We start from the raw sequence: 23,331 nt of genomic DNA on the forward strand, positions 1-23,331 counted from the left end.
CCCGCAGGCGTTTGCCCGGCCCTCGCAGCGTCAGGTCCCCACCTTGTGAGGCTATCCGGCACGGCTATTGCTATATCGCTGGCACCATACCGTTTTATGACGGTCAGTCACGCGAGAGAGCACGATGCCCCAGGCTGCCACCATCTCCTGTGTCCCTGAGCCGAAGGGGCCTAACGCCGCCGAGCAGGAAAGCCGCCTTGGCCTCGAACAGGCTTTTGCCATGTTCGATCAGGTGTCCAACCAACTCAGTGAGTCCTATAGCTTGCTCGAAGCCCGGGTCACCGAACTCAAGGGCGAGTTGGCGGTGGTCAGTGCCCAGCGTATGGCTGAGCTTGCCGAAAAGGAGCGCCTGGCCAATCGCTTGCAGAATTTGCTGGACCTGTTGCCGGGTGGGGTCATTGTCATTGACGGGCTGGGCCGTGTACGTGAAGCCAATCCTGCTGCCAGTGACCTGCTTGGCGAGCCGTTGATGGGGCAGTTGTGGCGTGAGGTGATCGCTCGCAGCTTTGCCCCGCGCGAAGATGATGGTCACGAAGTGTCGTTGCGTGATGGCCGGCGCCTGTCGATTGCCACCCGCTCGCTGGATGCCGAACCCGGGCAGCTGGTGCTGCTCAATGACCTGACCGAAACGCGTCACCTGCAGGATCAACTGGCGCGCCATGAGCGCCTGTCGTCGCTGGGGCGCATGGTCGCTTCGCTGGCTCACCAGATCCGTACGCCGTTGTCGGCGGCTATGTTGTACGCCAGTCATCTGGCCGAACAGAGCTTGCCGGTAGAAACCCAGCAGCGCTTCGCAGGCCGTCTCAAAGAGCGCCTGCATGAACTCGAGCATCAGGTGCGCGACATGCTGGTGTTCGCCCGTGGCGAGTTGCCGCTGACTGATCGGTTGACCCCAAAGGCGCTGTTTCAGGCGCTGCAGCAGGCCGCGCACACCCATGTGCAGGGGCATTCTGTGCGCTGGCAATGTGACAGTCACCTGGGTGAATTGCTGTGCAATCGCGACACCCTGGTCGGCGCCCTGCTCAACCTGATTGAAAACGCCGTGCAAGCCAGTGGCGAGCCTGCGCGCTTGAAGGTTCATTTGTACCGGCGCGAGCAGGTCCTGCACCTGTGTGTCAGTGATGCCGGTGGTGGTATCGACAGCGCCTTGCTGGCGCGCCTGGGTGAGCCTTTCCTGACCACCAAGGCCACCGGCACCGGGCTGGGCCTGGCGGTGGTCAAGGCAGTGGTGCGGGCCCACCAGGGCAGTTTGCATTTACGTTCGCGACCTGGTCGCGGCACCTGTGCGCGGATCAGCCTGCCGCTGATCGGAGCGCAGTCGGCGGAGACAGAGTAATGAAAGCAATCAAGGTGCTGCTGGTCGAGGATGACCGCGCGCTGAGGCAGGCCCTGGCCGATACCCTGGAGCTGGGTGGTTTTGCTCATCAGGCTGTGGGCTCGGCCGAAGAAGCATTGGATGTGGTCGCCCGCGAGGCGTTCGGCCTGGTGGTCAGTGATGTGAACATGCCGGGTATGGATGGGCACCAGTTGCTCGCTCTGTTGCGCGAGCGACAGCCGCAGTTGCCGGTGTTGTTGATGACCGCCCATGCGGCGGTTGAGCGTGCCGTCGAGGCGATGCGTCAAGGTGCGGCCGATTATCTGGTCAAACCGTTCGAGCCCAAGGCTCTGCTTGAGCTGGTGGCGCGGCATGCCACGGGTGTGGTGAGCGCCGCCGAAGGTGAGGGGCCGGTAGCCAGGGAGCCTGCCAGTGCGCAACTGCTGGAGTTGGCGGCGCGGGTTGCGCGCAGCGAATCGACGGTGTTGATCTCCGGCGAGTCGGGCACCGGCAAGGAGGTGCTTGCGCGTTACATCCATCAGCAGTCACCGCGAGCTGGCCAGCCATTCGTGGCGATCAACTGTGCGGCGATTCCTGACAACATGCTCGAAGCGACCTTGTTTGGTCACGAGAAGGGCTCGTTCACGGGCGCCATCGCTGCTCAGGCGGGCAAGTTCGAGCAGGCTGATGGCGGAACGCTGCTGCTCGACGAGATTTCCGAAATGCCTCTGGGCTTGCAAGCCAAGTTACTGCGGGTGCTGCAGGAGCGTGAGGTGGAGCGGGTCGGTGGGCGCAAGCCGATTGCCCTGGATATCCGTGTCGTTGCCACCACCAACCGTGACCTGGCTGGCGAGGTGGCGGCCGGGCGATTTCGCGAAGACCTGTTCTATCGTCTGTCGGTGTTTCCGCTGGCGTGGAAACCGCTGCGCGAACGCAGCGCCGATATTCTGCCGCTGGCTGAGCGCTTGTTGGCGCGCCACGTCAATAAAATGAAACATGCCCCCGTGCGCCTCTCTGCTCAGGCGCAGGCCTGCCTACAAGGGTATGCCTGGCCGGGCAACGTGCGCGAGCTGGATAACGCCATACAGCGTGCGTTGATCTTGCAGCAGGGTGGGGTGATCGAGGCGGCGGATTTCTGTCTTGCTGGCGTATTGCCATGTTCTGCGCCCGGGTCGGTTGCGCCTATCGCACCGGTCGAGGCCGAGGTCGCGGGTGGCTTGGGTGACGACATGCGTCGCCATGAGTTCCAGATGATTATCGACACCCTGCGCGCCGAGCGTGGCCGCCGCAAGGAGGCGGCCGAACGCCTGGGCATCAGCCCGCGTACCCTGCGCTACAAGCTGGCGCAGATGCGTGATGCTGGCATGGACGTCGAGGCCAGCCTTTACGCCAACTGATCAGTTGAACAATTAGAGTTTTTGTTCGGGCTGCGGGCAGAGCTGGCACTCTTGTTGCTATGTCCTGCCTATCCGCTGCGTGAGTGTCAAAAAAATGCGGGCCGTCGGAGAGAGAAGTCCATGAGCCAAGGTGTTGAATTTAATCGATTGATGTTGGACATGCGGGCCATGCAAATGGACGCCATGTCGATGCCCAAGGCTGCGGCTGCGCCTGAGCTCGGCTCGAGCAATTTTGCCGATATGCTGGGTCAGGCCATCAATAAGGTCAGCGACACCCAGCAGGCCTCCACGCAGTTGGCCAACGCTTTCGAAATTGGTAAAAGCGGTGTGGATCTCACCGACGTAATGATCGCTTCGCAAAAAGCCAGCGTATCGTTTCAGGCCTTGACCCAGGTGCGCAACAAGCTGGTTCAGGCCTATCAAGACATCATGCAGATGCCGGTATAAGGGCGAGATTGAGTCATGGCCGAAGCAGTCGTCGATAACGTGCCCGCTAAAAGCAGCGCAGCAGCGCCCAAGCCGCCGTTGTTCGGCATGTCGTTCCTGGAAAACATTTCGCAGATGCCCATGCTGCGTCAGGTCGGCCTGCTGGTCGGGCTGGCGGCGAGCGTGGCGATCGGCTTTGCCGTGGTGCTGTGGTCGCAACAACCGGACTACCGTCCGTTGTACGGCAGCCTGGCAGGCATGGATACCAAGCAGGTCATGGATACCCTGGCCGCTGCCGACATCCCTTACAACGTCGAACCCAACTCCGGCGCTTTGCTGGTCAAGGCCGATGACCTTTCCCGCGCCCGCCTGAAGCTGGCCGCCGCTGGCGTTGCACCAAGCGATGGTAATGTCGGTTTCGAGATCCTCGACAAGGAACAGGGCCTGGGTACCAGTCAGTTCATGGAGGCCACCCGCTACCGTCGTGGCCTGGAAGGTGAGCTGGCGCGGACTATTTCCAGTCTCAACAACGTCAAGGGTGCCCGTGTGCACCTGGCGATCCCGAAGAGTTCGGTGTTCGTGCGCGACGAGCGCAAGCCAAGTGCCTCGGTGCTGGTCGAGCTGTACTCGGGCCGTTCCCTGGAAGCCGGTCAGGTGACGGCCATCGTCAACCTGGTGGCGACCAGCGTGCCGGAGCTGAACAAGTCCCAGGTCACCGTGGTCGACCAAAAGGGCAACCTGCTGTCCGACCAGGCCGAGAATTCCGCGCTGACCATGGCCGGCAAGCAGTTCGACTACAGTCGGCGCATGGAAGGCCTGCTCACCCAGCGGGTGCACAACATTCTGCAGCCGGTGCTGGGCAACGACCGCTACAAGGCAGAAGTGTCGGCCGACGTTGATTTCAGTGCCGTCGAATCGACCTCCGAGCAATTCAACCCGGACCAGCCGGCGCTGCGCAGCGAGCAGTCGGTCAACGAGCAGCGCTCCAGCAGCATGGGCCCGCAAGGCGTGCCGGGTGCCCTGAGTAACCAGCCGCCTGGTCCGGCCTCTGCACCGCAGACCACCGGTGGCACGCAAACCGCCGCCAGTGCCATCCAGCCTGGCCAGCCACTGCTCGATGCCAACGGCCAACAGATCATGGACCCGGCCACCGGCCAGCCGATGCTCGCCCCGTATCCGGCCGACAAACGTCAGCAATCGACCAAGAACTTCGAGCTGGACCGTTCGATCAGCCACACCCGTCAGCAGCAAGGTCGCCTGACCCGCCTGTCGGTCGCGGTAGTGGTCGATGACCAACTCAAGCTCGACCCGGCCACCGGCGAGGCTGCGCGCACCCCGTGGGCTGCCGAAGACCTGGCGCGCTTCACTCGCCTGGTGCAGGACGCGGTGGGCTTCGACGCCAGCCGTGGCGACAGCGTCAGCGTGATCAACGTGCCGTTCGCCGCCGACCGTGGCGAAGTGATCAGCGAGATTCCGTTCTACTCGCAGCCGTGGTTCTGGGACATCATCAAGCAGGTCATGGGCGTACTGTTCATCCTGGTTCTGGTGTTCGGTGTGCTGCGTCCGGTCCTCAACAACATCACCGGCAATGGCAAGCAAGGCGCCGGTGCCGATGGCGACATGGAACTGGGTGGCATGCTTGGTCTGGATGGCGATCTGGCCAACGACCGCGTCAGCCTGGGTGGTCCGCAAAGCATTCTGCTGCCAAGCCCGAGCGAGGGTTATGACGCACAGCTCAATGCAATCAAGAGCCTGGTGGCCGAAGACCCGGGTCGCGTGGCCCAGGTCGTGAAAGAGTGGATCAACGCCGATGAGTGATAACCGAGCCCTTACCGCCAAACTGACCCGTGTCGACAAGGCTGCGATCCTGCTGCTGTCGCTGGGTGAAACCGATGCTGCGCAGGTGCTGCGGCACATGGGCCCCAAGGAAGTGCAGCGGGTTGGCGTGGCCATGGCGCAGATGGGCAACGTCCATCGCGAGCAGGTCGAGCAGGTAATGAGTGAGTTCGTCGAGATCGTCGGCGACCAGACCAGCCTGGGCGTCGGCTCCGATGGCTACATCCGCAAGATGCTCACCCAGGCCCTGGGTGAGGACAAAGCCAACGGCCTGATCGACCGCATCCTGCTCGGTGGCAACACCAGCGGCCTGGACAGCCTCAAGTGGATGGAGCCGCGTGCGGTAGCTGACGTCATCCGTTACGAACACCCGCAGATCCAGGCCATTGTAGTGGCCTACCTGGACCCGGACCAGGCCGGCGAAGTGCTGGGCAATTTTGACCATAAGGTGCGCCTGGACATCATCCTGCGCGTCTCGTCGCTCAATACCGTCCAGCCGGCAGCGCTCAAGGAGCTGAACCAGATCCTCGAGAAGCAGTTCTCCGGCAACTCCAACGCCGCGCGGACTACCCTGGGTGGTATCAAGCGCGCTGCGGATATCATGAACTTCCTCGACAGCTCCGTGGAAGGTCAACTGATGGATGCGATCCGCGACATCGATGGCGAACTCTCCGAGCAGATCGAAGACCTGATGTTTGTCTTCAACAACCTGGCCGACGTCGACGATCGTGGTATCCAGGCGCTGTTGCGCGAAGTTTCCTCCGATGTACTGGTGGTGTCGCTCAAGGGGGCCGACGAGAAGGTCAAGGAGAAGATCTTCAAGAACATGTCCAAACGTGCCTCGGAGCTGCTGCGCGACGACCTCGAGGCCAAGGGCCCGGTACGCGTCAGCGACGTCGAGACAGCGCAGAAGGAAATCCTCACCATCGCCCGCCGTATGGCCGAAGCCGGAGAAATCGTTCTCGGCGGCAAGGGCGGCGAAGAGATGATCTAAGACCTTATCGCGGGGCAAGCCCGCTCCCACAGAGGTTCTGTAGGAGCGGGCTTGCCCCGCGATGTTTTACGAGTGCGTGCAATCATGTCAACCAACGAGCACCTCAGTGAACTGATTCGCGCCAACCAGGTCGATGACTTCGATCGCTGGGCGTTGCCCAGTTTCGATCCGGAGCCCGAGCCTGAGCCTGAGCCCGAGCCTGAAGCGATTCAGGAAGAAATCGAAGAAGTGCCGCTGGAAGAAGTCCAGCCGCTGACCCTCGAAGAGCTCGAAAGTATTCGCCAGGAAGCCTACAACGAAGGTTTCGCCACCGGTGAGCGCGAGGGCTTTCACAGCACTCAGCTCAAGGTTCGCCAGGAAGCCGAACAAGCCCTGGGCGCCAAGCTTGCCAGCCTCGAGCAGGTCATGGCGCACCTGCTCGAGCCGATCGCCGAACAAGACAGCCAGATTGAAAAGGCAGTGGTGCATCTGGTCGCTCATATCGCCCGGGAGGTGATTGGCCGTGAGTTGCGCAGCGACTCCAGCCAGATCGGCCAGGTGCTGCGTGAAGCCCTTAAACTGCTGCCCATGGGCGCCGAAAACATCCGTATCCATATCAATCCGCAGGATTTCGAGCTGGTCAAAGCCCTGCGCGAGCGGCACGAGGAGCGCTGGAAGCTGCTCGAGGACGAAGAGTTGCTGGCGGGCGGCTGTCGTATTGAAACCGACCACAGCCGCATCGACGCAACCATGGAAACCCGTATGGAAAAGGCCGTGGCGCAGTTGTTCGATCAGCTCCACGATCAAGGCCTGCACCCGGCCGCACCGGACCTGCAGGTCGAACTGGACAGCTTAGATGCGCCTTGAGCGAACCAGCTTCGGCAAGCGCCTGGGCGGCTACGCCGATGCCGTCAATTTACCGGCTCAACCGGTGGTCGAGGGCCGCCTGCTGCGCATGGTCGGCCTGACACTGGAGGCTGAAGGCCTGCGCGCTGCGGTGGGCAGCCGTTGCGTGGTGATCAACGATGACAGCTACCACCCGGTTCGGGTCGAAGCCGAAGTCATGGGGTTTGCCGGCGGCAAGGTGTTCCTTATGCCGGTTGGCAGTGTCGCTGGCATTGCCCCGGGCGCCCGCGTGGTACCGCTGGCCGACAGCGGCCGCCTGCCCATGGGCATGAGCATGCTCGGGCGGGTGCTTGATGGTGCGGGTCGCGCCCTGGATGGCAAGGGCGGGATGAAAGCCGAAGACTGGGTGCCGATGGATGGTCCGACGATCAACCCGCTCAATCGCGACCCTATCAGCCAGCCGCTGGATGTTGGTATTCGCAGTATCAACGGTTTGTTGACGGTCGGCCGTGGCCAGCGCCTGGGTCTGTTCGCCGGTACCGGCGTCGGTAAGAGTGTGCTGCTGGGCATGATGACCCGCTTCACCGAGGCGGACATCATCGTCGTCGGCCTGATCGGTGAGCGCGGTCGTGAGGTCAAGGAGTTCATCGAGCATATCCTCGGCGAAGAAGGCCTCAAGCGCTCGGTGGTGGTCGCCTCTCCGGCTGACGATGCGCCGTTGATGCGTCTGCGCGCGGCGATGTACTGCACGCGTATCGCTGAATATTTTCGCGACAAGGGCAAGAACGTCCTGTTGCTGATGGACTCGCTGACCCGCTTCGCCCAGGCCCAGCGGGAAATCGCTCTGGCCATCGGTGAGCCGCCGGCGACCAAGGGCTATCCGCCGTCGGTGTTCGCCAAGCTGCCCAAGCTTGTGGAGCGCGCCGGTAATGGCGAGGCCGGTGGTGGCTCGATCACTGCGTTCTATACCGTGCTCTCCGAGGGCGATGATCAGCAGGACCCTATCGCCGACTCGGCGCGGGGTGTGCTCGACGGGCATATCGTGCTGTCCCGGCGCCTGGCCGAGGAGGGGCATTACCCGGCGATCGATATTGAAGCCTCGATCAGCCGGGTCATGCCGCAGGTGGTCAGCCCCGAGCAGATGACCGAGGCGCAGCAGTTCAAGCAGTTGTGGTCGCGTCTGTCGCAGAGCCGTGACCTGATCAGTGTGGGTGCCTATGTGGCCGGTGGCGATGCCGAGACCGACCTTGCCATCGCCCTGCAACCGCGTCTGGTGCACTTCCTGCGCCAGGCCCTGAACGACAATGTCGGCATGCAGCAAAGCCGTGAGCACCTGGCTGGCGTGTTTGCCCCCTTGCCTGCGGCAGGTGGCTGATAGGCCATGGCCCAGCCCAGCCGAGCCGCGCGTCTGACGCCAGTGGTGGAAATGGCGGAAAGCGCCGAGCGCCAAGCCGCCAAGCGCCTGGGGCATTTCCAGCAGCAGGTGAACCTGGCCGAGGCCAAGCTCAGCGAGCTCGACCGTTTTCGCGCAGATTACCAGTTGCAGTGGATCGCCCGGGGCGGGCAAGGCGTGTCCGGCAGCTGGCTGGTCGGCTATCAGAGCTTTCTCGCTCAGTTGGAGACCGCCATGACCCAGCAGCGCCAGAGCCTGGCCTGGCACCAGAACAACCTGAAGAACGCCCGTGGCACCTGGCAACAGGCCTATGCCCGAGTCGAAGGTTTGCGCAAACTGGTGCAGCGTTACATTGACGAGGCGCGGATGATCGAGGACAAGCGCGAGCAAAAGCTGTTGGATGAGCTGTCCCAGCGTCTACCGCGTCACGACCGCTATTGACCTGTACATTGATCGGCCCGGCTTGCTGGCGGGAAGTCGGGCTGCTAAACCTTCTAGATGTCTGCAATCGTCGCAATGGAAGGAATCTTCGACATGGCAGTTGTATCTGAAGTATCCCCGGATGGGAAAAAACTGACGATAAAGGTCAAGGGGCGGTTTGACTTCGGCAAGCATCAGGAGTTTCGCGAGGCCTACGAGCGCAAGCAGAGGATGCCGGATTCGGTGGTGGTCGACCTCAAGGAGGCCACCTATCTGGACAGCTCGGCGCTGGGCATGCTGCTGCTCCTGCGCGACCATGTTGGCGGAGATGACTCGGAAATACGCGTGGTCAACACCAGCTCCGATGTCCGAAAAATTCTCGCCATCTCCAATTTCGACAAGCTGTTCGACATCACTTGAGCCAGTTCGCCCATGATCTGGAAGCGCTCACTGTACTGATCGCCGAGGATGGTGCGGCTGATCGTCTGCTGCTTGCCACCATCGTGCGCAAGCAGGGGCACCAGGTGCTCACTGCCGAGAACGGCGAGCAGGCGGTGGCGTTGTTCGCGCAACAGCGTCCCAGCCTGGTCCTGCTCGATGCCTTGATGCCGGTGATGGACGGTTTCGAGGCGGCGCGACAGATCAAGGCGCTGGCGGGTGAGGCCCTGGTGCCGATCATTTTTCTGACCTCATTGAGTGAAGAACACGCGTTGGTGCGTTGCCTTGAAGCGGGCGGTGACGATTTTCTGGCCAAGCCCTACAGTCCGGTGATCCTCGCCGCCAAAATCAAGGCGATGGACCGGTTGCGCCGGCTGCAGGCGACAGTGCTGGAGCAGCGTGACCAGATTGCCCGCCATCACAATCACCTGCTTAACGAGCAGCGGGTGGCCAAAGCGGTGTTCGATCAGGTAGCACACGCCGGTTGCTTGAGTGCGCCGAATATCCGCTACCTGCAATCGCCCTATGCCTTGTTCAACGGTGACTTGTTGTTGGCGGCCTTTACCCCGGCGGGAGACATGCACGTGTTGCTCGGCGACTTCACCGGGCACGGCTTGCCGGCGGCGGTGGGGGCGATGCCTCTGGCAGAGGTGTTCTATGGCATGACCGCCAAGGGCTATGGCCTGGCCGAAACCTTGCGCGAGATGAATTCCAAGCTCAAGCGCATCCTGCCGGTGGGCATGTTCTGTTGCGCTTTGCTGCTCAACCTGAGTTTTCAGCGGCGAGTGGTCGAGGTGTGGAATGGCGGCATGCCGGACGGCTATCTGCTGCCGGCCGGTGGTGGCGAGCCATTGCCCTTGGTATCGCGTCATTTGCCATTGGGCGTTCTAGCGCCGGAGCGCTTCAATGACACCACTGAGGTCTTGCCGCTGGCGTTGGGCGAGCGCTTGTTTCTGCTGTCTGATGGGGTCGTCGACACCAGTGATGAGCGCGACCAGCTGTTCGGCGTCGAGCGGTTGCGTCGGGTACTGAGCGCCAATCGCCGGCCGGCGCTGTTGTTCGAGGAAGTGCTGCAGGCGCTGGAGCAGTTTCGCGGACGCTCCCGGGATGACGTCAGTCTGCTGGATATCGAAGTGGTCGAGCCGCAGGTGTTGTCGCCGCCACCGGTGATCTATTCTGATAGTGGTCAGTCCAGCCCGCTGGACTGGTCATTGCAGTTCGAGTTTCGCGCCGAAACGCTAAAGCGTTTCAATCCGTTACCGTACCTGCTGCAGCTGCTGCAGGAGATTCACGGTTTGCGGGCCCAGGGTGGGGCGCTGCACAGCGTGCTTACCGAGCTGTATTCCAATGCCCTGGAACACGGCGTGCTGGGCCTGGACTCGGCGCTCAAGCGCGATGCACAGGGCTTTGCCGCCTATTATCAGGTACGCAATGAGCGCCTGCAGGCGTTGTGCGAGGGTTTTATCCGTGTGTCCTTGCGGGTGGAGCCGGATCGTCAGGGCGGGCGTCTGATTATCGAGGTCGAAGATAGCGGCCAGGGCTTCAATGTGAGTAAAGTGCTGGCCAGGTCGGTGTCCGAACAAGGGTTGTGCGGACGCGGGCTGAATCTTGTACGCCGGTTGAGCCGGCGCGCCGAATGGGCCGACGAGGGGCGTCGCGCATGCGTGGAGTTCGCCTGGGAGGCTCTGGCATAATCCAACTTGATCAAGGAGTGAGCAAGTGTCCGACAGTCACATCGATCGCGAGGTACTCAGCGACCTGCAGGAGGTCATGGAAGATGGCTACCTGCAATTGCTGGAGACCTTTCTTAAAGATTCCGAAGAGCGCCTCAGTCATCTGCATGAAGCCAAGAACGCCGGCGAGTTGGCGCTTGCTGCGCACAGCTTCAAGGGCAGTAGCAGTAACATGGGCGCTATGGCGTTGGCCGAACTGTGCCGGCAACTGGAAGATCGAGTCAATCAGGGGCATCTGTGGGGTGTCGAAGATCTGATCAACCAGATCGACCATGAGTACGGTACCGTGCGTGCCTTGTATTGCGCTGAATGTCAGCGCGTATCGAGTGCATAGATAAAGCTGGCGCTAATTTTGCTTGGTCTTCGCTAATTCACGTTTACGACCCCTGTAGCGGAGACTCCTACATGCCTGTCGCCTCCAATTCCCTGCTGCAAGCCAGCACCGTGGCAAAGCCTTCGCGCGCCGCTGGCGGTGCGCCGGATAAACCGCTACAGGCTAACAACGACAAGGCTTCGGGCTTTTCCGAAGTATATGCCAAGCAATCGCGTGAGGCCGCCCCGGCTGCCGCCGACAGCGCGGTGCACGACAAGCCCGCAGCGCCAGCGCCTGCTTCGGACAGCGGCAGCAATACGCCGAAGGTTGCCGACAGCGGCAAGAACTTGCCAGAAGATCAGCTCGATCCAGAAGTTGATCCGACGCTGGTGCCTGATCCGACGTTGCTCGATCCCAATCTTGTGGCAGGTCAGGTGACCGATGCCCAGCCCGGTGCGCAGTTGATTCAGGCTCAGGCCGAGGCGGTGGCGCCGGTAGTTCAGGCGGCTGTGGCACAGTTGCAGGCGCAGGCTGCGGTGGTGACCCCGCCGGTGACCGAGGCGCCCGAGTTCGATCCTGAGGCCGACCCATTGGCCGATCTGCCGGCCTTGCGCATGGCCCTTGAGCAAAGTGCCCAGGCCCAGGGCACTACGTCTGCCCATGCCGCCAGCAAGTCTGCCAATGCCCAGCCTGAAGCGTCTGTCGCGCAGCCGGCCGTCAATACACTGGCGGCGCTGCTCGACAAGCCGGGGGCGGATGCCGAACAGGGGGAGCCAGGCGAGAAGGCCTTCACGGGTCTTATCGACGATGGCCTGAAGGACCTGAAAAGCGCATCGAGCGATACCCGTGTCGACAACTTTGCCGAGCGCCTGAGCGGCCTGACCCAGGCCGCCACGGCCAAGACGGCGAATGCCGTGCCGGTCGCGGCCCCGCTCAATCAGCCGTTGGCGATGAACCAGGGTGGCTGGACCGAAGGCCTGGTCAACCGGGTCATGTACCTGTCCAGCCAGAATCTGAAGTCGGCGGACATCAAGCTTGAACCTGCAGAGCTCGGCCGCCTGGATATTCGCGTCAATCTGGCGCCGGAGCAGCAGGCCCAGGTGACGTTCGTCAGCGGTCACGCCGGGGTGCGTGAGGCGCTGGAAAACCAGGTGCACCGCCTCAAGGAAATGTTTGCCCAGCAGGGGTTGGGGCAGCCGGATGTCAACGTTGCCGATCAGTCCCGTGGCGGTCAGCAGCAGGGCGCCCAGGATACGCCGAAGCTCAGTGGCGTGGCCGCGCGGCGAAATGAAACAGCTGAATCCGCTGAAATCGCACCCGGTGCAATGCCGGTCGAACAGCAGTCGGTTGTGGGTTCCAGCGCCGTGGATTACTACGCCTGATCGCGGTGCGGTGGGAGCGGGCTTGCCCCGCGATAATCGTACGCCCGGCAAATCTGGCATAACACTTGCTCAACCCTCGCCATGTGACTGAAATCTCCGATGAATGACGGATTATTGGCATGGCGAAGAGCGACGTAGAAAAAGACCCCGCCGCTAAAGGCAAACTCAAGCTGATCCTGCTGCTGGTGCTGGCATTACTGCTGGCCATCGGTCTGTCGGTTGGCGCCACCTGGTTCATCCTGCACAAGTCCGAGGACAAACCTGCGGTCGATCCGGCCTTGGCCAACCTCAAGCCTGCAGCGATCTACGAGCCCCTGGCGCCGGCTTTCGTGGTCAACTTCAACCAGAACGGTCGCCAGCGCTACATGCAGGTGAGCATCACCATGCAGGGCCGTGATCAGGCTGCTCTGGATGCGCTCAAGGTGCATATGCCGGTGATTCGCAACAACCTGGTGATGCTGTTCTCGGGGCAGGGTTTTGACACGTTGTCGAGCCCGGTGGGCCAGGAAATGCTCCGCCAGAAAGCCACTGCCAGTGTTCAGGAAGTGGCGCAGAAGGAAGTCGGCAAACCGGTCGTCGACCAGTTGCTGTTCACTAATTTCGTATTGCAGTAGGAGCCCCAGATGGCCGTGCAGGACCTGCTGTCCCAGGATGAAATCGATGCCTTGTTGCATGGTGTCGACGATGGTCTGGTGCAAACTGAAAGCAATGCCGAGCCCGGCAGTATCAAAAGTTATGACCTGACCAGTCAGGATCGGATCGTCCGCGGGCGCATGCCGACCCTGGAAATGATCAACGAGCGCTTTGCCCGCTACACCCGCATCAGCATGTTCAACCTGCTGCGTCGCTCAGCCGACGTGGCGGTGGGCGGCGTGCAGGTGATGAAGTTTGGTGAGTACGTGCATTCGCTGTACGTCCCTACCAGCCTCAATCTGGTGAAGATCAAGCCACTGCGCGGTACCTCGCTGTTCATTCTTGATGCCAAGCTGGTGTTCAAGCTGGTGGACAACTTCTTTGGTGGCGACGGTCGTCACGCCAAGATCGAAGGGCGAGAGTTCACGCCGACCGAGCTGCGGGTGGTACGCATGGTGCTGGATCAGGCGTTCGTCGACCTCAAAGAAGCCTGGCAGGCGATCATGCCGGTCAACTTCGAGTACATCAACTCGGAGGTCAACCCGGCCATGGCCAACATCGTCGGGCCGAGCGAAGCGGTGGTGGTCTCGACTTTCCACATCGAACTCGATGGTGGTGGCGGCGACCTGCACGTGACCATGCCGTACTCGATGATCGAGCCGGTGCGCGAGATGCTCGATGCCGGTTTCCAGTCCGACCTGGACGACCAGGACGAACGCTGGATCAAGGCCCTGCGCGAAGACGTGCTGGATGTCAGTGTGCCGCTGAGCGCCACGGTTGCCCGCCGCCAGCTGAAACTGCGCGACATCCTGCACATGCAGCCGGGCGACGTTATTCCGGTGGAACTGCCGGAACAGTTGATCCTGCGGGCCAATGGCGTGCCGTCGTTCAAGGCCAAGCTGGGTTCGCACAAGGGCAACCTGGCCCTGCAGATTATCGATCCGATCGAGCGCCGCTGAGGCGCTTGCGGTTCCAACTCCGAATTGATTGCCCGTCGAGGACAAAATGGCTAACGAAAACGAGATCACCTCCCCGGAGGAACAGGCGCTGGCCGATGAGTGGGCTGCTGCCCTGGAGGAAACCGGCGACGCCGGTCAGTCCGACATCGATGCCTTGCTGGCAGCCGACAGTGGCGGCATGAGCGCATCCGACCGCCTGCCAATGGAAGAATTCGGCAGCTCGCCGCGCAGCAACGAGCAAGTGACCCTCGATGGTCCGAATCTGGATGTGATCCTGGACATTCCAGTGAGCATCTCCATGGAAGTCGGCAGCACCGAGATCAACATCCGCAACCTGCTGCAACTTAACCAGGGTTCGGTGATCGAGCTCGATCGCCTGGCCGGCGAGCCGCTCGATGTACTGGTCAATGGCACGCTGATCGCTCATGGCGAAGTGGTGGTGGTCAACGAAAAGTTCGGCATTCGCCTGACCGACGTGATCAGCCCAAGCGAACGTATCAAGAAGCTGCGCTAAGTGAACAGGCTCCTGCGCAACGGCCTGGCCCTGGCTTTGGGCTTGTACGTGGATGTCGCCCTGGCAGGCACCCAGCCGGCGGCAGCGGTCGTGGCGCCAGCGGCGGCCAGCGGCAGCGCGGCAGGGCAGTTGACCCAGCTGGTACTGGGGTTGTTGTTGGTGCTGGGGCTGATTTTTGTCCTGGCCTGGCTGCTGCGCCGGGTCCAGAATGCCGCGCCAGGTAGTGGCCAGGTCATCGAGATCCTCGGTACCCGTTCGCTGGGGCCGCGTGATCGGCTGTTGCTGATTCAGGTCGGCAAGGAGCAGATCCTCATCGGTCACTCTCCGGGCACCATCGAGGCCCTGCATGTCATGGCCGAGCCGCTCGAAGTGCCCGCCGGTGCCCGCCAGGCAACACCAGAATTTGCTCAGCGGCTCCTGGAGCTGATGGGCAAGGATCAGAAAGGACGATCGTGATGGGCGCATTGCGCATGATGTTGACGCTGCTGTTGGTGCTGGCAGCGCCGATGGCGTTGGCGGCCGATCCGCTGTCGGTCCCGGCAATCACTCTGTCCAGTGGGGCAGACGGGCAGCAGGAATACTCGGTCAGCCTGCAGATTTTGCTGATCATGACGGCGCTGAGCTTCATCCCGGCATTCGTCGTGCTGATGACCAGCTTTACCCGCATCATCATTGTCTTCTCGATTCTGCGCCAGGCCCTGGGTCTGCAGCAGACACCGTCTAACCAGATCCTCAATGGCATGGCCTTGTTCCTGACGCTGTTCATCATGGCGCCGGTGTTCGACCGGGTGAATCAGGATGCCCTGCAGCCCTACCTGGCCGAGAAGCTCAGTGCCCAGGATGCGATCAGCAAGGCGCAGGTGCCGCTCAAGGACTTCATGCTGGCGCAAACCCGGGAAAGTGACCTGGACCTGTTCATGCGCCTGTCCAAGCGCACCGACATCGCCAGCCCCGATCAGGCGCCGTTGACTATTCTGGTGCCGGCGTTCGTCACCTCGGAGCTCAAGACTGCGTTCCAGATCGGCTTCATGATCTTCATTCCTTTCCTGATCATCGACCTGGTGGTCGCCAGTGTGCTGATGGCCATGGGTATGATGATGCTCTCGCCGCTGATCATTTCGCTGCCCTTCAAGATCATGCTGTTTGTGCTGGTCGATGGCTGGGCGTTGATCATGGGCACCCTGGCCGGCAGTTTCGGCGGCGTCTGACGCCGTGAGGAGAAGTAGTCCATGACCCCAGAAGTGGCTGTCGACCTGTTTCGCGATGCGTTATGGCTGACCACCTTGATGGTTGCCATCCTGGTGGTGCCAAGCCTGCTGGTGGGCTTGGTAGTGGCCATGTTCCAGGCTGCCACGCAAATCAACGAACAGACCTTGAGCTTTCTGCCGCGCTTGTTGGTGATGCTGGTGACCCTGATTGTGGTCGGGCCCTGGCTGGTGCAGAAGTTCATGGAATACATCCTGTCGTTGTACGGCAGCATTCCACAGTTGATCGGCTGAGTCGGCGATGCTTGAGCTGACGGACGCGCAAATCGGCACTTGGGTGGCCAGTTTCATCCTGCCGTTGTTTCGTGTCATTGCAGTGCTGATGACCATGCCGATCTTCGGTACCAGCCTGTTGCCGGCGCGCATCCGTTTGTATCTTGCCGTTGCGATTACCGTGGTGATCGTGCCCGGCCTGCCGCCAATGCCCGAGGTCCATGCGCTGGACCTGAGTGCGCTGCTGCTGATCGCCGAGCAGATAATCATTGGTGCCTTGCTCGGTCTGTCCTTGCAGCTCTTTTTCCAGGCGTTCGTGATCGCCGGCCAGCTCGTTGCAACTCAGATGGGCATGGCTTTCGCCTCGATGGTCGACCCGGCCAATGGTGTTAGTACAGCGGTCATCAGCCAGTTTCTGACCATGCTGGTGACCTTGTTGTTTTTGAGCATGAACGGGCACCTGGTGGTGTTTGAGGTGCTGACCGAGAGTTTCACTACGCTGCCAGTAGGCAAGGGGCTGGTGGTCAATCACTTCTGGGAGTTGGCCGGGCGCATGAGCTGGGTGCTGGGGGCGGCCCTGTTGCTGGTCTTGCCTGCGGTCACCGCGTTGCTGGTGGTCAACGTGGCCTTTGGTGTGATGACACGGGCGGCTCCGCAATTGAATATCTTTGCCATTGGTTTTCCCTTGACCCTGGTGCTGGGGCTGGGAATATTCTGGGTCGGGCTGGCGGAGATTCTCCCTCATTACCAGGCATTGGCCTCCGAAGCCTTGCAATGGCTGCGTGAACTGGCACGGGCGCGCTGAACGATGGCAGAGAGTGAAAGCGGTCAGGACAAAACCGAAGACCCCACCGAGAAGCGCAAGAAGGACGCGCGCGAGAAGGGCGAAATCGCTCGTTCGAAGGAACTCAACACGGTAGTGGTGACGCTCGTGGGGGCGGGCGCATTGCTGGTGTTTGGCGGCGCGTTGGGTGAGATGCTCATGGACCTGATGCGAATCAACTTCAGTCTGTCGCGTGAAGTGATCGTTGATCAGCGCTCAATGGGAACCTTTCTCCTGGCGTCCGGCAAGATGGCCTTGCTGGCGGTGCAGCCGGTATTGATCGTGCTGATGCTGGCGGCAATCATCGGTCCGGTTTCCCTGGGTGGCATGCTGTTCTCCGGCAGCTCTCTGGCGCCCAAGTTCAGCCGCATGAACCCGTTGGCCGGGATCAAGCGGATGTTTTCGGTCAATGCTCTGTCGGAGCTGCTGAAGGCGCTGGCGAAATTCATTGTGATTTTGCTGGTTGCGCTCGTGGTGTTGTCGGCGGATCGCCAGGACTTGCTGGCGATTGCCAATGAGCCACTGGACAGGGCCATCCTGCACAGCTTTCAGGTCGTTGGCTGGAGTGCCTTGTGGATGGCGGTCGGTCTGTTGCTGATTGCTGCAGTGGATGTGCCGCTGCAGTTGTGGCAGGCGCACAAGAAGCTGTTGATGACCAAGCAGGAGGTGCGTGACGAGTACAAGGACTCCGAAGGCAAGCCCGAGGTCAAGCAGCGTATCCGTCAGTTGCAGCGTGAGGCTTCGCAGCGGCGGATGATGGCAGCGATACCCGAGGCGGATGTCATCATCACCAACCCGACCCACTATGCCGTGGCGCTCAAGTACGACCCGCAGAAGGGCTCGGCGCCGTTGCTGTTGGCCAAGGGCGCCGATTTCATCGCCCTGAAGATTCGCGAAATCGCCAACGAGCACAAGATCCAGGTGCTCGAATCGCCGGCGCTGGCGCGCTCGATCTACTACTCCACCGAGCTTGAAGAAGAAATTCCTGCCGGTTTGTACCTGGCGGTGGCCCAGGTGCTGGCCTATGTCTATCAGATCCGCCAGTACCGCGCCGGCAAGGGCAAGCCCCCGGAACCGCTCAAGGATCTGCCGATTCCGCCAGATTTGCGGCGCGACTCCTGAGGCAATCGCGGGGCAAGCCCGCTCCCACATGCCCCGCGATAAGGCTGACGCGAATCGCAAAGTTGGAAAGCTTCTTGCAAAGGCTGCGCTGCGCGCCCAAAACGCGTCAAAGTTTTGCTTGAGCTAACGAGGAATACCGGTGGATCGCTCTCAGTTAATCAACAGTGCCCGTAGCAACCTGGTCGGTCTAGGCCGGGGTAACCTGGGTGTGCCGCTGTTGTTGCTGGTGATGCTGGCAATGATGATGTTGCCGATCCCGCCGTTCCTGCTCGACGTGTTCTTCACCTTCAATATCGCCTTGTCGATCGTGGTCCTGCTGGTCTGCGTTTACGCCTTGCGCCCACTCGACTTCGCCGCGTTCCCGACCATCCTGCTGGTGGCGACGCTGCTGCGTCTGGCGCTCAACGTGGCCTCCACACGGGTGGTGATGCTCCATGGTCATGACGGCCACGAGGCCGCTGGTAAGGTGATCCAGGCCTTCGGTGAGGTGGTGATCGGCGGCAACTATGTGGTCGGTATCGTGGTGTTCGCGATCCTGATGATCATCAACTTCGTGGTGGTGACCAAGGGTGCCGGGCGAATTTCCGAGGTGAGCGCACGCTTCACACTCGACGCCATGCCTGGCAAGCAGATGGCCATCGACGCCGATCTCAACGCCGGGCTGATCGACCAGGCCCAGGCCAAGGCGCGCCGCGCCGAGGTGGCCGGCGAGGCTGAGTTCTACGGCTCGATGGACGGTGCCAGCAAATTCGTTCGCGGCGACGCCATCGCCGGCCTGTTGATCCTGTTCATCAACCTGATCGGCGGCATGGCGGTCGGTATCTTCCAGCACAACATGACCTTTGCCGATGCAGGCAAGGTGTACGCCCTGTTGACCATTGGTGACGGTTTGGTGGCGCAACTGCCATCGCTGTTGCTGTCCACCGCCGCGGCGATCATGGTGACCCGTGCCTCGGGCTCCGAGGACATGGGCAATCAGATCAACCGGCAGATGTTCGACTCGCCCAGGGCTCTGGCGGTGTCCGCTGCCATTATGATCGTCATGGGCCTGGTGCCGGGCATGCCGCACGTTGCCTTCTTGAGCCTTGGTCTGCTGGCCGCGGGCGGTGCCTATCTGGTCTGGCGCAAGCAGAACCAGGTCAAGCTCAAGGCCCTGGCAGAAGTCCAGCGCCAGCAAGATTTGCTGCCATCGCCGCAACGGGCCATGGAAACCAAGGAGCTGGGCTGGGATGACGTCACCCCGATCGACATGATCGGCCTGGAAGTCGGCTATCGCCTGATTCCGCTGGTGGACCGCAACCAGGGTGGGCAGTTGCTTGCGCGGATCAAGGGTGTGCGCAAGAAGCTGTCCCAGGACCTGGGCTTTCTCATGCCCACGGTTCATATCCGCGACAACCTTGATTTGGCGCCGAGCGCCTATCGCCTGACGCTGATGGGGGTGATCCTGGCCGAAGCCGAGATTTATCCTGATCGTGAGCTGGCGATCAATCCAGGGCAGGTCTTCGGTACCCTCAACGGCATTGCCGCCCGTGACCCGGCCTTTGGTCTTGAGGCGGTGTGGGTCGACGTCAACCAGCGCAGCCAGGCGCAGTCGCTGGGCTACACAGTGGTCGATGCCAGTACTGTGGTCGCCACGCACCTCAATCAGATCCTGCACAAACATTGTCACGAGCTGATCGGCCACGAAGAAGTGCAGCAATTGTTGCAAGTGCTGGCCAAAGCCTCGCCCAAGCTTGCCGAAGAGCTGGTGCCGGGTGTCATTTCGTTGTCGGGGCTGCTCAAAGTCTTGCAGGCGCTGCTCTCTGAACAAGTTCCAGTGCGCGACATTCGCAGTATTGCCGAAGCCATCGCCAACAACCCGGCCAAGAGTCAAGATACCGCCGCGCTGGTGGCGGTGGTGCGCGTCGGATTGTGTCGCGCAATCGTGCAAAGCATTGTCGGCGTTGAGTCCGAGCTGCCTGTCATCACCCTTGAGCCAAGATTGGAACAGATTTTGCTCAATAGTTTGCAAAGGGCTGGGCAAGGCCAGGAAGACGGTGTTCTTCTTGAGCCGAGCATGGCCGAAAAGCTTCAGCGTTCGTTGATCGAAGCCGCCCAGCGTCAGGAGATGCAAGGGCAGCCGGCGATCCTCCTGGTCGCAGGACCGGTACGAGCCATGCTGTCGCGCTTCGGTCGCCTGGCTGTACCGAATTTGCATGTTTTGGCGTATCAGGAAATACCTGACAACAAGCAAGTTACCATCGTCGCCACAGTGGGCCCGAACGGCTGAGGTAGTGGGTTATGCAAGTTAAGCGTTTTTTCGCCGCCGATATGCGTCAGGCCATGAAGCTGGTTCGAGATGAGCTGGGGGCCGACGCCGCCATCATCGGCAACCGCCGGATTGCTGGCGGTGTCGAGCTGACGGCTGCGCTGGACTACAAGCTGTCCGCCCTGGCGCCTCGGGTGCCGAACATCGAGCTCGAAGACGAGTTGCGCAAGACCCAGTCGCGCATCGTTACCGCCCAGGCGGAGCTGAGCACCCGCAGCGAGAGCGAGGACGCCAACCGTCAGCTGTTCGCCGGGCTGCCGCTGACCGCTTCCGAGCCGCTGGTAGATCCTGAAGTTGAAGCACCGCTGGCGCCGGCTGCACCTGTCGCTGCGCCGATTGATCAGCGCCTGTTCGACTCGATGCGTTCGGAGCTGTCGGGCTTGCGTGAACTGCTGGAAGTGCAGCTCGGCTCGCTGGCCTGGAGCCAGTTGCAAGGCAACAAACCGCAGCAAGCCAACCTGTGGCGGCGCCTGCAGCGTATAGGCCTGTCCGGGCCGATTGCCCGTGAGTTGCTCGACCTGACGACCGGCATCGAAGAGCCTCGGCAAGCCTGGCGCATGCTGCTGGCCCATCTGGCGCGGATGATTCAGGTGCCGGAAATCGAACCGATTGAAGAGGGCGGTGTCATTGCCATGGTCGGTCCGGCCGGCATGGGCAAGACCACTACCCTGGCCAAACTGGCTGCGCGCTACGTGCTCAAGTACGGTGCACACAACCTGGCCCTGGTGAGCATGGACAGTTTCCGGATTGGTGCCCAGGAGCAACTCAAGACCCTGGGGCGGATCCTCAATGTCTCGGTCACGCATGTCGATCCGGGCCAGTCGCTGGCCCAGGCGCTCGACCCGCTGCTGCGCAAGCGTGTGGTGCTGATCGACACCGCTGGCCTGCAAGCCAGCGACCCGGCCCTGCGTATGCAGCTCGAAACCCTTGCCGGGCGCGGGATTCAGGCCAAGAATTATCTGGTGCTGGCAACCACCAGCCAGAAGCAGGTGCTGACCGCCGCCTACCACAGCTACAAGCGCTGTGGCCTGGCCGGTTGCATCCTGACCAAGCTAGATGAAACCGCCAGCCTCGGCGAAGTATTGAGCCTGGCAATCAGTCACGAACTGCCTGTGGCCTATCTTACCGATGGCCCGCGCATTCCTGACGACCTGCACCTGCCGCGCCGGCACCAGTTGGTCAGCCGCGCAGTGAGTGTGCAGATGCAGGACGAGCCCAGCGAAGAGGCCATGGCCGACATGTTCGCTGATCTCTACCACAGCCCTGGCAAACGCGTGGGCTGAGGTGAATATGAATACGTTGCAAAGTACCTACATCAATGGTCTGCCAGGCATTTTTCAGGTGTTGAAAGCGCAGCCCAGTCATGTGGCCTCGGTCTAAGTAAGACAAGGTAAAGAACAAACATGGGTAGCATGCATCCCGTACAGGTGATCGCCGTGACCGGTGGCAAAGGTGGCGTCGGCAAGACTAACGTGTCAGTGAACCTGTCGCTGGCGCTGGCTGAGCTTGGCCGTCGGGTCATGCTGCTGGACGCCGACCTGGGCCTGGCCAACGTCGACGTGCTGCTGGGCCTGACGCCCAAACGTACCCTGGCCGACGTCATCGAAGGCCGCTGCGAGCTGCGCGAAGTGCTGCTGCAAGGCCCTGGTGGCGTACGCATCGTGCCGGCGGCTTCGGGTACGCAAAGCATGGTGCACCTGGCGCCGGCGCAGCATGCCGGACTGATCCAGGCCTTCAGCGAGATCGGCGACAACCTCGATGTGCTGGTGATCGACACCGCTGCGGGTATCGGTGACTCGGTAGTCAGCTTTGTTCGCGCCGCCCAGGAGGTGTTGCTGGTGGTCTGCGACGAGCCCACCTCGATCACCGATGCCTATGCCCTGATCAAGCTGCTCAATCGCGATTACGGCATGAACCGCTTCCGCGTCCTGGCAAACATGGCTCAGAGCCCTCAAGAGGGGCGCAACCTGTTCGCCAAGTTGACCAAGGTCACTGATCGCTTTCTGGATGTCGCTCTACAATACGTCGGCGCGGTGCCTTACGACGAATGCGTGCGCAAGGCGGTGCAGAAGCAGCGAGCAGTCTATGAAGCCTTCCCGCGTTCCAAGTGCGCGCTGGCATTCAAGGCCATTGCCCAGAAAGTCGACACCTGGCCGCTGCCTGCCAACCCACGGGGTCACCTGGAGTTCTTCGTCGAACGCCTGGTGCAACCGACGAGTGCAGGTCCGGTGCTATGAACGCCAGCGGTTATCGGATGTACAGCAAGGCTTCGCGTGACGCCCAGTACGAGTTGATCGAGCGTTACGCGCCGTTGGTCAAGCGCATCGCCTACCACTTGCTGGCGCGTCTGCCGGCCAGTGTTCAGGTCGAGGATCTGATCCAGGCCGGGATGATCGGCTTGCTCGAAGTCGCCAACAAGTACGATGCGAGCAAGGGTGCCAGTTTCGAGACCTATGCCGGTATCCGTATTCGTGGGGCCATGCTCGATGAAGTGCGCAAGGGCGATTGGGCACCGCGTTCGGTACACCGCAATACCCGCATGGTCAGTGACGCGATTCGTGCAATTGAAGCAAAAACCGGTCGTGACGCTAAAGATCACGAAGTTGCTGCCGAACTTCAATTGAGTCTCGACGATTATTACGGGATTTTGAATGACACCCTGGGCAGCCGCCTGTTCAGTTTCGACGACCTGCTGCAGGACGGCGAACATGAAGGTCTGCACGAGGGAGGTGCCAGTGCCCAGCTCGAGCCTTCGCGCGACCTGGAAGACGAGCGTTTTCAGGCAGCCTTGGCCGATGCCATTGCCAACCTGCCCGAACGTGAGCGTCTGGTGCTGGCGCTGTACTACGACGAAGAGCTCAACCTCAAGGAGATCGGTGAGGTCCTGGGGGTGAGCGAATCGCGCGTCAGCCAGTTGCACAGCCAGTGCGCGGCACGTTTGCGTGGTCGCCTGGGGGAATGGCGAGCGCGTTGAACACCGGTTCAATGCAGTCGTGAAATGCAGTACCGAATTGATTGAATG

The 23,331-nt window shown here is 61.5% G+C and carries 24 protein-coding genes; all 24 read left to right on the plus strand.

Annotated features, from left to right (window positions below):
* Positions 1-124 precede the first annotated feature (124 nt).
* The 24 genes from EXN22_RS09195 to fliA all read left to right on the plus strand — a co-directional run bounded on the left by EXN22_RS09195 (position 125) and on the right by fliA (position 23,283).
* Positions 125-1,336: a sensor histidine kinase gene (locus EXN22_RS09195; RefSeq protein ID WP_130263760.1), complete on the plus strand. Its 1,212-nt coding sequence runs from the start codon at positions 125-127 to the stop codon at positions 1,334-1,336.
* Entirely contained in the window at positions 1,336-2,712 is a 1,377-nt protein-coding gene (locus EXN22_RS09200; protein ID WP_130263761.1) for a sigma-54-dependent transcriptional regulator, read from the plus strand. The genes EXN22_RS09195 and EXN22_RS09200 overlap by 1 nt, the downstream gene beginning before the upstream one ends.
* Positions 2,713-2,832: 120 nt before the next feature.
* Complete coding sequence (gene fliE, locus EXN22_RS09205; RefSeq protein ID WP_010224994.1) at positions 2,833-3,159, plus strand: flagellar hook-basal body complex protein FliE; 327 nt, start codon at positions 2,833-2,835, stop codon at positions 3,157-3,159.
* A gap of 15 nt (positions 3,160-3,174) precedes the next feature.
* Complete coding sequence (gene fliF / locus EXN22_RS09210; protein WP_130263762.1) at positions 3,175-4,956, plus strand: flagellar basal-body MS-ring/collar protein FliF; 1,782 nt, start codon at positions 3,175-3,177, stop codon at positions 4,954-4,956.
* Positions 4,949-5,968, plus strand: a complete 1,020-nt coding sequence (fliG, locus tag EXN22_RS09215; RefSeq protein WP_010224997.1) for a flagellar motor switch protein FliG — start codon at positions 4,949-4,951, stop codon at positions 5,966-5,968. Before fliF ends, fliG begins: the two co-directional genes overlap by 8 nt.
* 84 nt (positions 5,969-6,052) lie before the next feature.
* The gene (fliH, locus tag EXN22_RS09220; RefSeq protein ID WP_130263763.1) at positions 6,053-6,814 is read left to right on the plus strand and encodes a flagellar assembly protein FliH; all 762 of its coding nucleotides are present in this window, start codon (positions 6,053-6,055) and stop codon (positions 6,812-6,814) included.
* Complete coding sequence (gene fliI, locus EXN22_RS09225) at positions 6,804-8,168, plus strand: flagellar protein export ATPase FliI (RefSeq protein ID WP_130263764.1); 1,365 nt, start codon at positions 6,804-6,806, stop codon at positions 8,166-8,168. Before fliH ends, fliI begins: the two co-directional genes overlap by 11 nt.
* Before the next feature lie 6 nt (positions 8,169-8,174).
* Positions 8,175-8,627 carry a flagellar export protein FliJ gene (gene fliJ, locus EXN22_RS09230; protein WP_130263765.1) on the plus strand — a complete coding sequence of 151 codons (453 nt, stop codon included), beginning with the start codon at positions 8,175-8,177 and terminating at the stop codon, positions 8,625-8,627.
* 93 nt (positions 8,628-8,720) lie between these two features.
* The gene (locus EXN22_RS09235) at positions 8,721-9,026 is read left to right on the plus strand and encodes an STAS domain-containing protein (RefSeq protein ID WP_130263766.1); all 306 of its coding nucleotides are present in this window, start codon (positions 8,721-8,723) and stop codon (positions 9,024-9,026) included.
* Entirely contained in the window at positions 9,023-10,738 is a 1,716-nt protein-coding gene (locus EXN22_RS09240; protein ID WP_130263767.1) for an ATP-binding SpoIIE family protein phosphatase, read from the plus strand. Before EXN22_RS09235 ends, EXN22_RS09240 begins: the two co-directional genes overlap by 4 nt.
* A gap of 25 nt (positions 10,739-10,763) precedes the next feature.
* A complete protein-coding gene (locus EXN22_RS09245) occupies positions 10,764-11,111 on the plus strand; it encodes an Hpt domain-containing protein (RefSeq protein ID WP_130263768.1) in 348 nt (115 codons plus the stop codon).
* A 71-nt stretch (positions 11,112-11,182) separates the two neighbouring features.
* The gene (locus EXN22_RS09250; RefSeq protein ID WP_130263769.1) at positions 11,183-12,472 is read left to right on the plus strand and encodes a flagellar hook-length control protein FliK; all 1,290 of its coding nucleotides are present in this window, start codon (positions 11,183-11,185) and stop codon (positions 12,470-12,472) included.
* Positions 12,473-12,591: 119 nt separating this feature from the next.
* Positions 12,592-13,086: a flagellar basal body-associated protein FliL gene (gene fliL, locus EXN22_RS09255; RefSeq protein WP_130263770.1), complete on the plus strand. Its 495-nt coding sequence runs from the start codon at positions 12,592-12,594 to the stop codon at positions 13,084-13,086.
* 9 nt (positions 13,087-13,095) lie between these two features.
* Positions 13,096-14,064 carry a flagellar motor switch protein FliM gene (gene fliM, locus EXN22_RS09260; protein ID WP_130263771.1) on the plus strand — a complete coding sequence of 323 codons (969 nt, stop codon included), beginning with the start codon at positions 13,096-13,098 and terminating at the stop codon, positions 14,062-14,064.
* Between the two features lie 46 nt (positions 14,065-14,110).
* Complete coding sequence (gene fliN / locus EXN22_RS09265; protein ID WP_130263772.1) at positions 14,111-14,578, plus strand: flagellar motor switch protein FliN; 468 nt, start codon at positions 14,111-14,113, stop codon at positions 14,576-14,578.
* Positions 14,579-15,034, plus strand: coding sequence for a flagellar biosynthetic protein FliO (gene fliO / locus EXN22_RS09270; RefSeq protein ID WP_130263773.1), 456 nt, complete (start codon positions 14,579-14,581; stop codon positions 15,032-15,034).
* Positions 15,034-15,786 carry a flagellar type III secretion system pore protein FliP gene (fliP, locus tag EXN22_RS09275; protein ID WP_130263774.1) on the plus strand — a complete coding sequence of 251 codons (753 nt, stop codon included), beginning with the start codon at positions 15,034-15,036 and terminating at the stop codon, positions 15,784-15,786. Before fliO ends, fliP begins: the two co-directional genes overlap by 1 nt.
* Positions 15,787-15,807: 21 nt before the next feature.
* The gene (fliQ, locus tag EXN22_RS09280) at positions 15,808-16,077 is read left to right on the plus strand and encodes a flagellar biosynthesis protein FliQ (protein WP_045200304.1); all 270 of its coding nucleotides are present in this window, start codon (positions 15,808-15,810) and stop codon (positions 16,075-16,077) included.
* A 7-nt stretch (positions 16,078-16,084) separates the two neighbouring features.
* Positions 16,085-16,861, plus strand: a complete 777-nt coding sequence (gene fliR, locus EXN22_RS09285; protein WP_130263775.1) for a flagellar biosynthetic protein FliR — start codon at positions 16,085-16,087, stop codon at positions 16,859-16,861.
* Positions 16,862-16,864: 3 nt separating this feature from the next.
* Positions 16,865-18,001, plus strand: a complete 1,137-nt coding sequence (gene flhB, locus EXN22_RS09290; RefSeq protein WP_130263776.1) for a flagellar biosynthesis protein FlhB — start codon at positions 16,865-16,867, stop codon at positions 17,999-18,001.
* A gap of 139 nt (positions 18,002-18,140) precedes the next feature.
* A complete protein-coding gene (gene flhA, locus EXN22_RS09295; RefSeq protein WP_130263777.1) occupies positions 18,141-20,270 on the plus strand; it encodes a flagellar biosynthesis protein FlhA in 2,130 nt (709 codons plus the stop codon).
* A gap of 11 nt (positions 20,271-20,281) precedes the next feature.
* Positions 20,282-21,592 carry a flagellar biosynthesis protein FlhF gene (flhF, locus tag EXN22_RS09300; RefSeq protein WP_130263778.1) on the plus strand — a complete coding sequence of 437 codons (1,311 nt, stop codon included), beginning with the start codon at positions 20,282-20,284 and terminating at the stop codon, positions 21,590-21,592.
* Positions 21,593-21,712: 120 nt separating this feature from the next.
* Complete coding sequence (fleN, locus tag EXN22_RS09305; protein WP_130263779.1) at positions 21,713-22,546, plus strand: flagellar synthesis regulator FleN; 834 nt, start codon at positions 21,713-21,715, stop codon at positions 22,544-22,546.
* Entirely contained in the window at positions 22,543-23,283 is a 741-nt protein-coding gene (fliA, locus tag EXN22_RS09310; RefSeq protein WP_130263780.1) for an RNA polymerase sigma factor FliA, read from the plus strand. Before fleN ends, fliA begins: the two co-directional genes overlap by 4 nt.
* Positions 23,284-23,331: the final 48 nt, after the last annotated feature.

It is taken from the genome of Pseudomonas tructae (assembly GCF_004214895.1).
Taxonomy (GTDB): domain Bacteria; phylum Pseudomonadota; class Gammaproteobacteria; order Pseudomonadales; family Pseudomonadaceae; genus Aquipseudomonas; species Aquipseudomonas tructae.

Coding starts and splice junctions, on each gene's coding strand:
- EXN22_RS09195 (WP_130263760.1), top strand. CDS start 125: ATGCCCCAGGCTGCCACCATCTCCTGTGTCCCTGAGCCGAAGGGGCCT.
- EXN22_RS09200 (WP_130263761.1), top strand. CDS start 1,336: ATGAAAGCAATCAAGGTGCTGCTGGTCGAGGATGACCGCGCGCTGAGG.
- fliE (WP_010224994.1), top strand. CDS start 2,833: ATGAGCCAAGGTGTTGAATTTAATCGATTGATGTTGGACATGCGGGCC.
- fliF (WP_130263762.1), top strand. CDS start 3,175: ATGGCCGAAGCAGTCGTCGATAACGTGCCCGCTAAAAGCAGCGCAGCA.
- fliG (WP_010224997.1), top strand. CDS start 4,949: ATGAGTGATAACCGAGCCCTTACCGCCAAACTGACCCGTGTCGACAAG.
- fliH (WP_130263763.1), top strand. CDS start 6,053: ATGTCAACCAACGAGCACCTCAGTGAACTGATTCGCGCCAACCAGGTC.
- fliI (WP_130263764.1), top strand. CDS start 6,804: ATGCGCCTTGAGCGAACCAGCTTCGGCAAGCGCCTGGGCGGCTACGCC.
- fliJ (WP_130263765.1), top strand. CDS start 8,175: ATGGCCCAGCCCAGCCGAGCCGCGCGTCTGACGCCAGTGGTGGAAATG.
- EXN22_RS09235 (WP_130263766.1), top strand. CDS start 8,721: ATGGCAGTTGTATCTGAAGTATCCCCGGATGGGAAAAAACTGACGATA.
- EXN22_RS09250 (WP_130263769.1), top strand. CDS start 11,183: ATGCCTGTCGCCTCCAATTCCCTGCTGCAAGCCAGCACCGTGGCAAAG.
- fliL (WP_130263770.1), top strand. CDS start 12,592: ATGGCGAAGAGCGACGTAGAAAAAGACCCCGCCGCTAAAGGCAAACTC.
- fliM (WP_130263771.1), top strand. CDS start 13,096: ATGGCCGTGCAGGACCTGCTGTCCCAGGATGAAATCGATGCCTTGTTG.
- fliN (WP_130263772.1), top strand. CDS start 14,111: ATGGCTAACGAAAACGAGATCACCTCCCCGGAGGAACAGGCGCTGGCC.
- fliP (WP_130263774.1), top strand. CDS start 15,034: ATGGGCGCATTGCGCATGATGTTGACGCTGCTGTTGGTGCTGGCAGCG.
- fliQ (WP_045200304.1), top strand. CDS start 15,808: ATGACCCCAGAAGTGGCTGTCGACCTGTTTCGCGATGCGTTATGGCTG.
- fliR (WP_130263775.1), top strand. CDS start 16,085: ATGCTTGAGCTGACGGACGCGCAAATCGGCACTTGGGTGGCCAGTTTC.
- flhB (WP_130263776.1), top strand. CDS start 16,865: ATGGCAGAGAGTGAAAGCGGTCAGGACAAAACCGAAGACCCCACCGAG.
- flhF (WP_130263778.1), top strand. CDS start 20,282: ATGCAAGTTAAGCGTTTTTTCGCCGCCGATATGCGTCAGGCCATGAAG.
- fleN (WP_130263779.1), top strand. CDS start 21,713: ATGGGTAGCATGCATCCCGTACAGGTGATCGCCGTGACCGGTGGCAAA.
- fliA (WP_130263780.1), top strand. CDS start 22,543: ATGAACGCCAGCGGTTATCGGATGTACAGCAAGGCTTCGCGTGACGCC.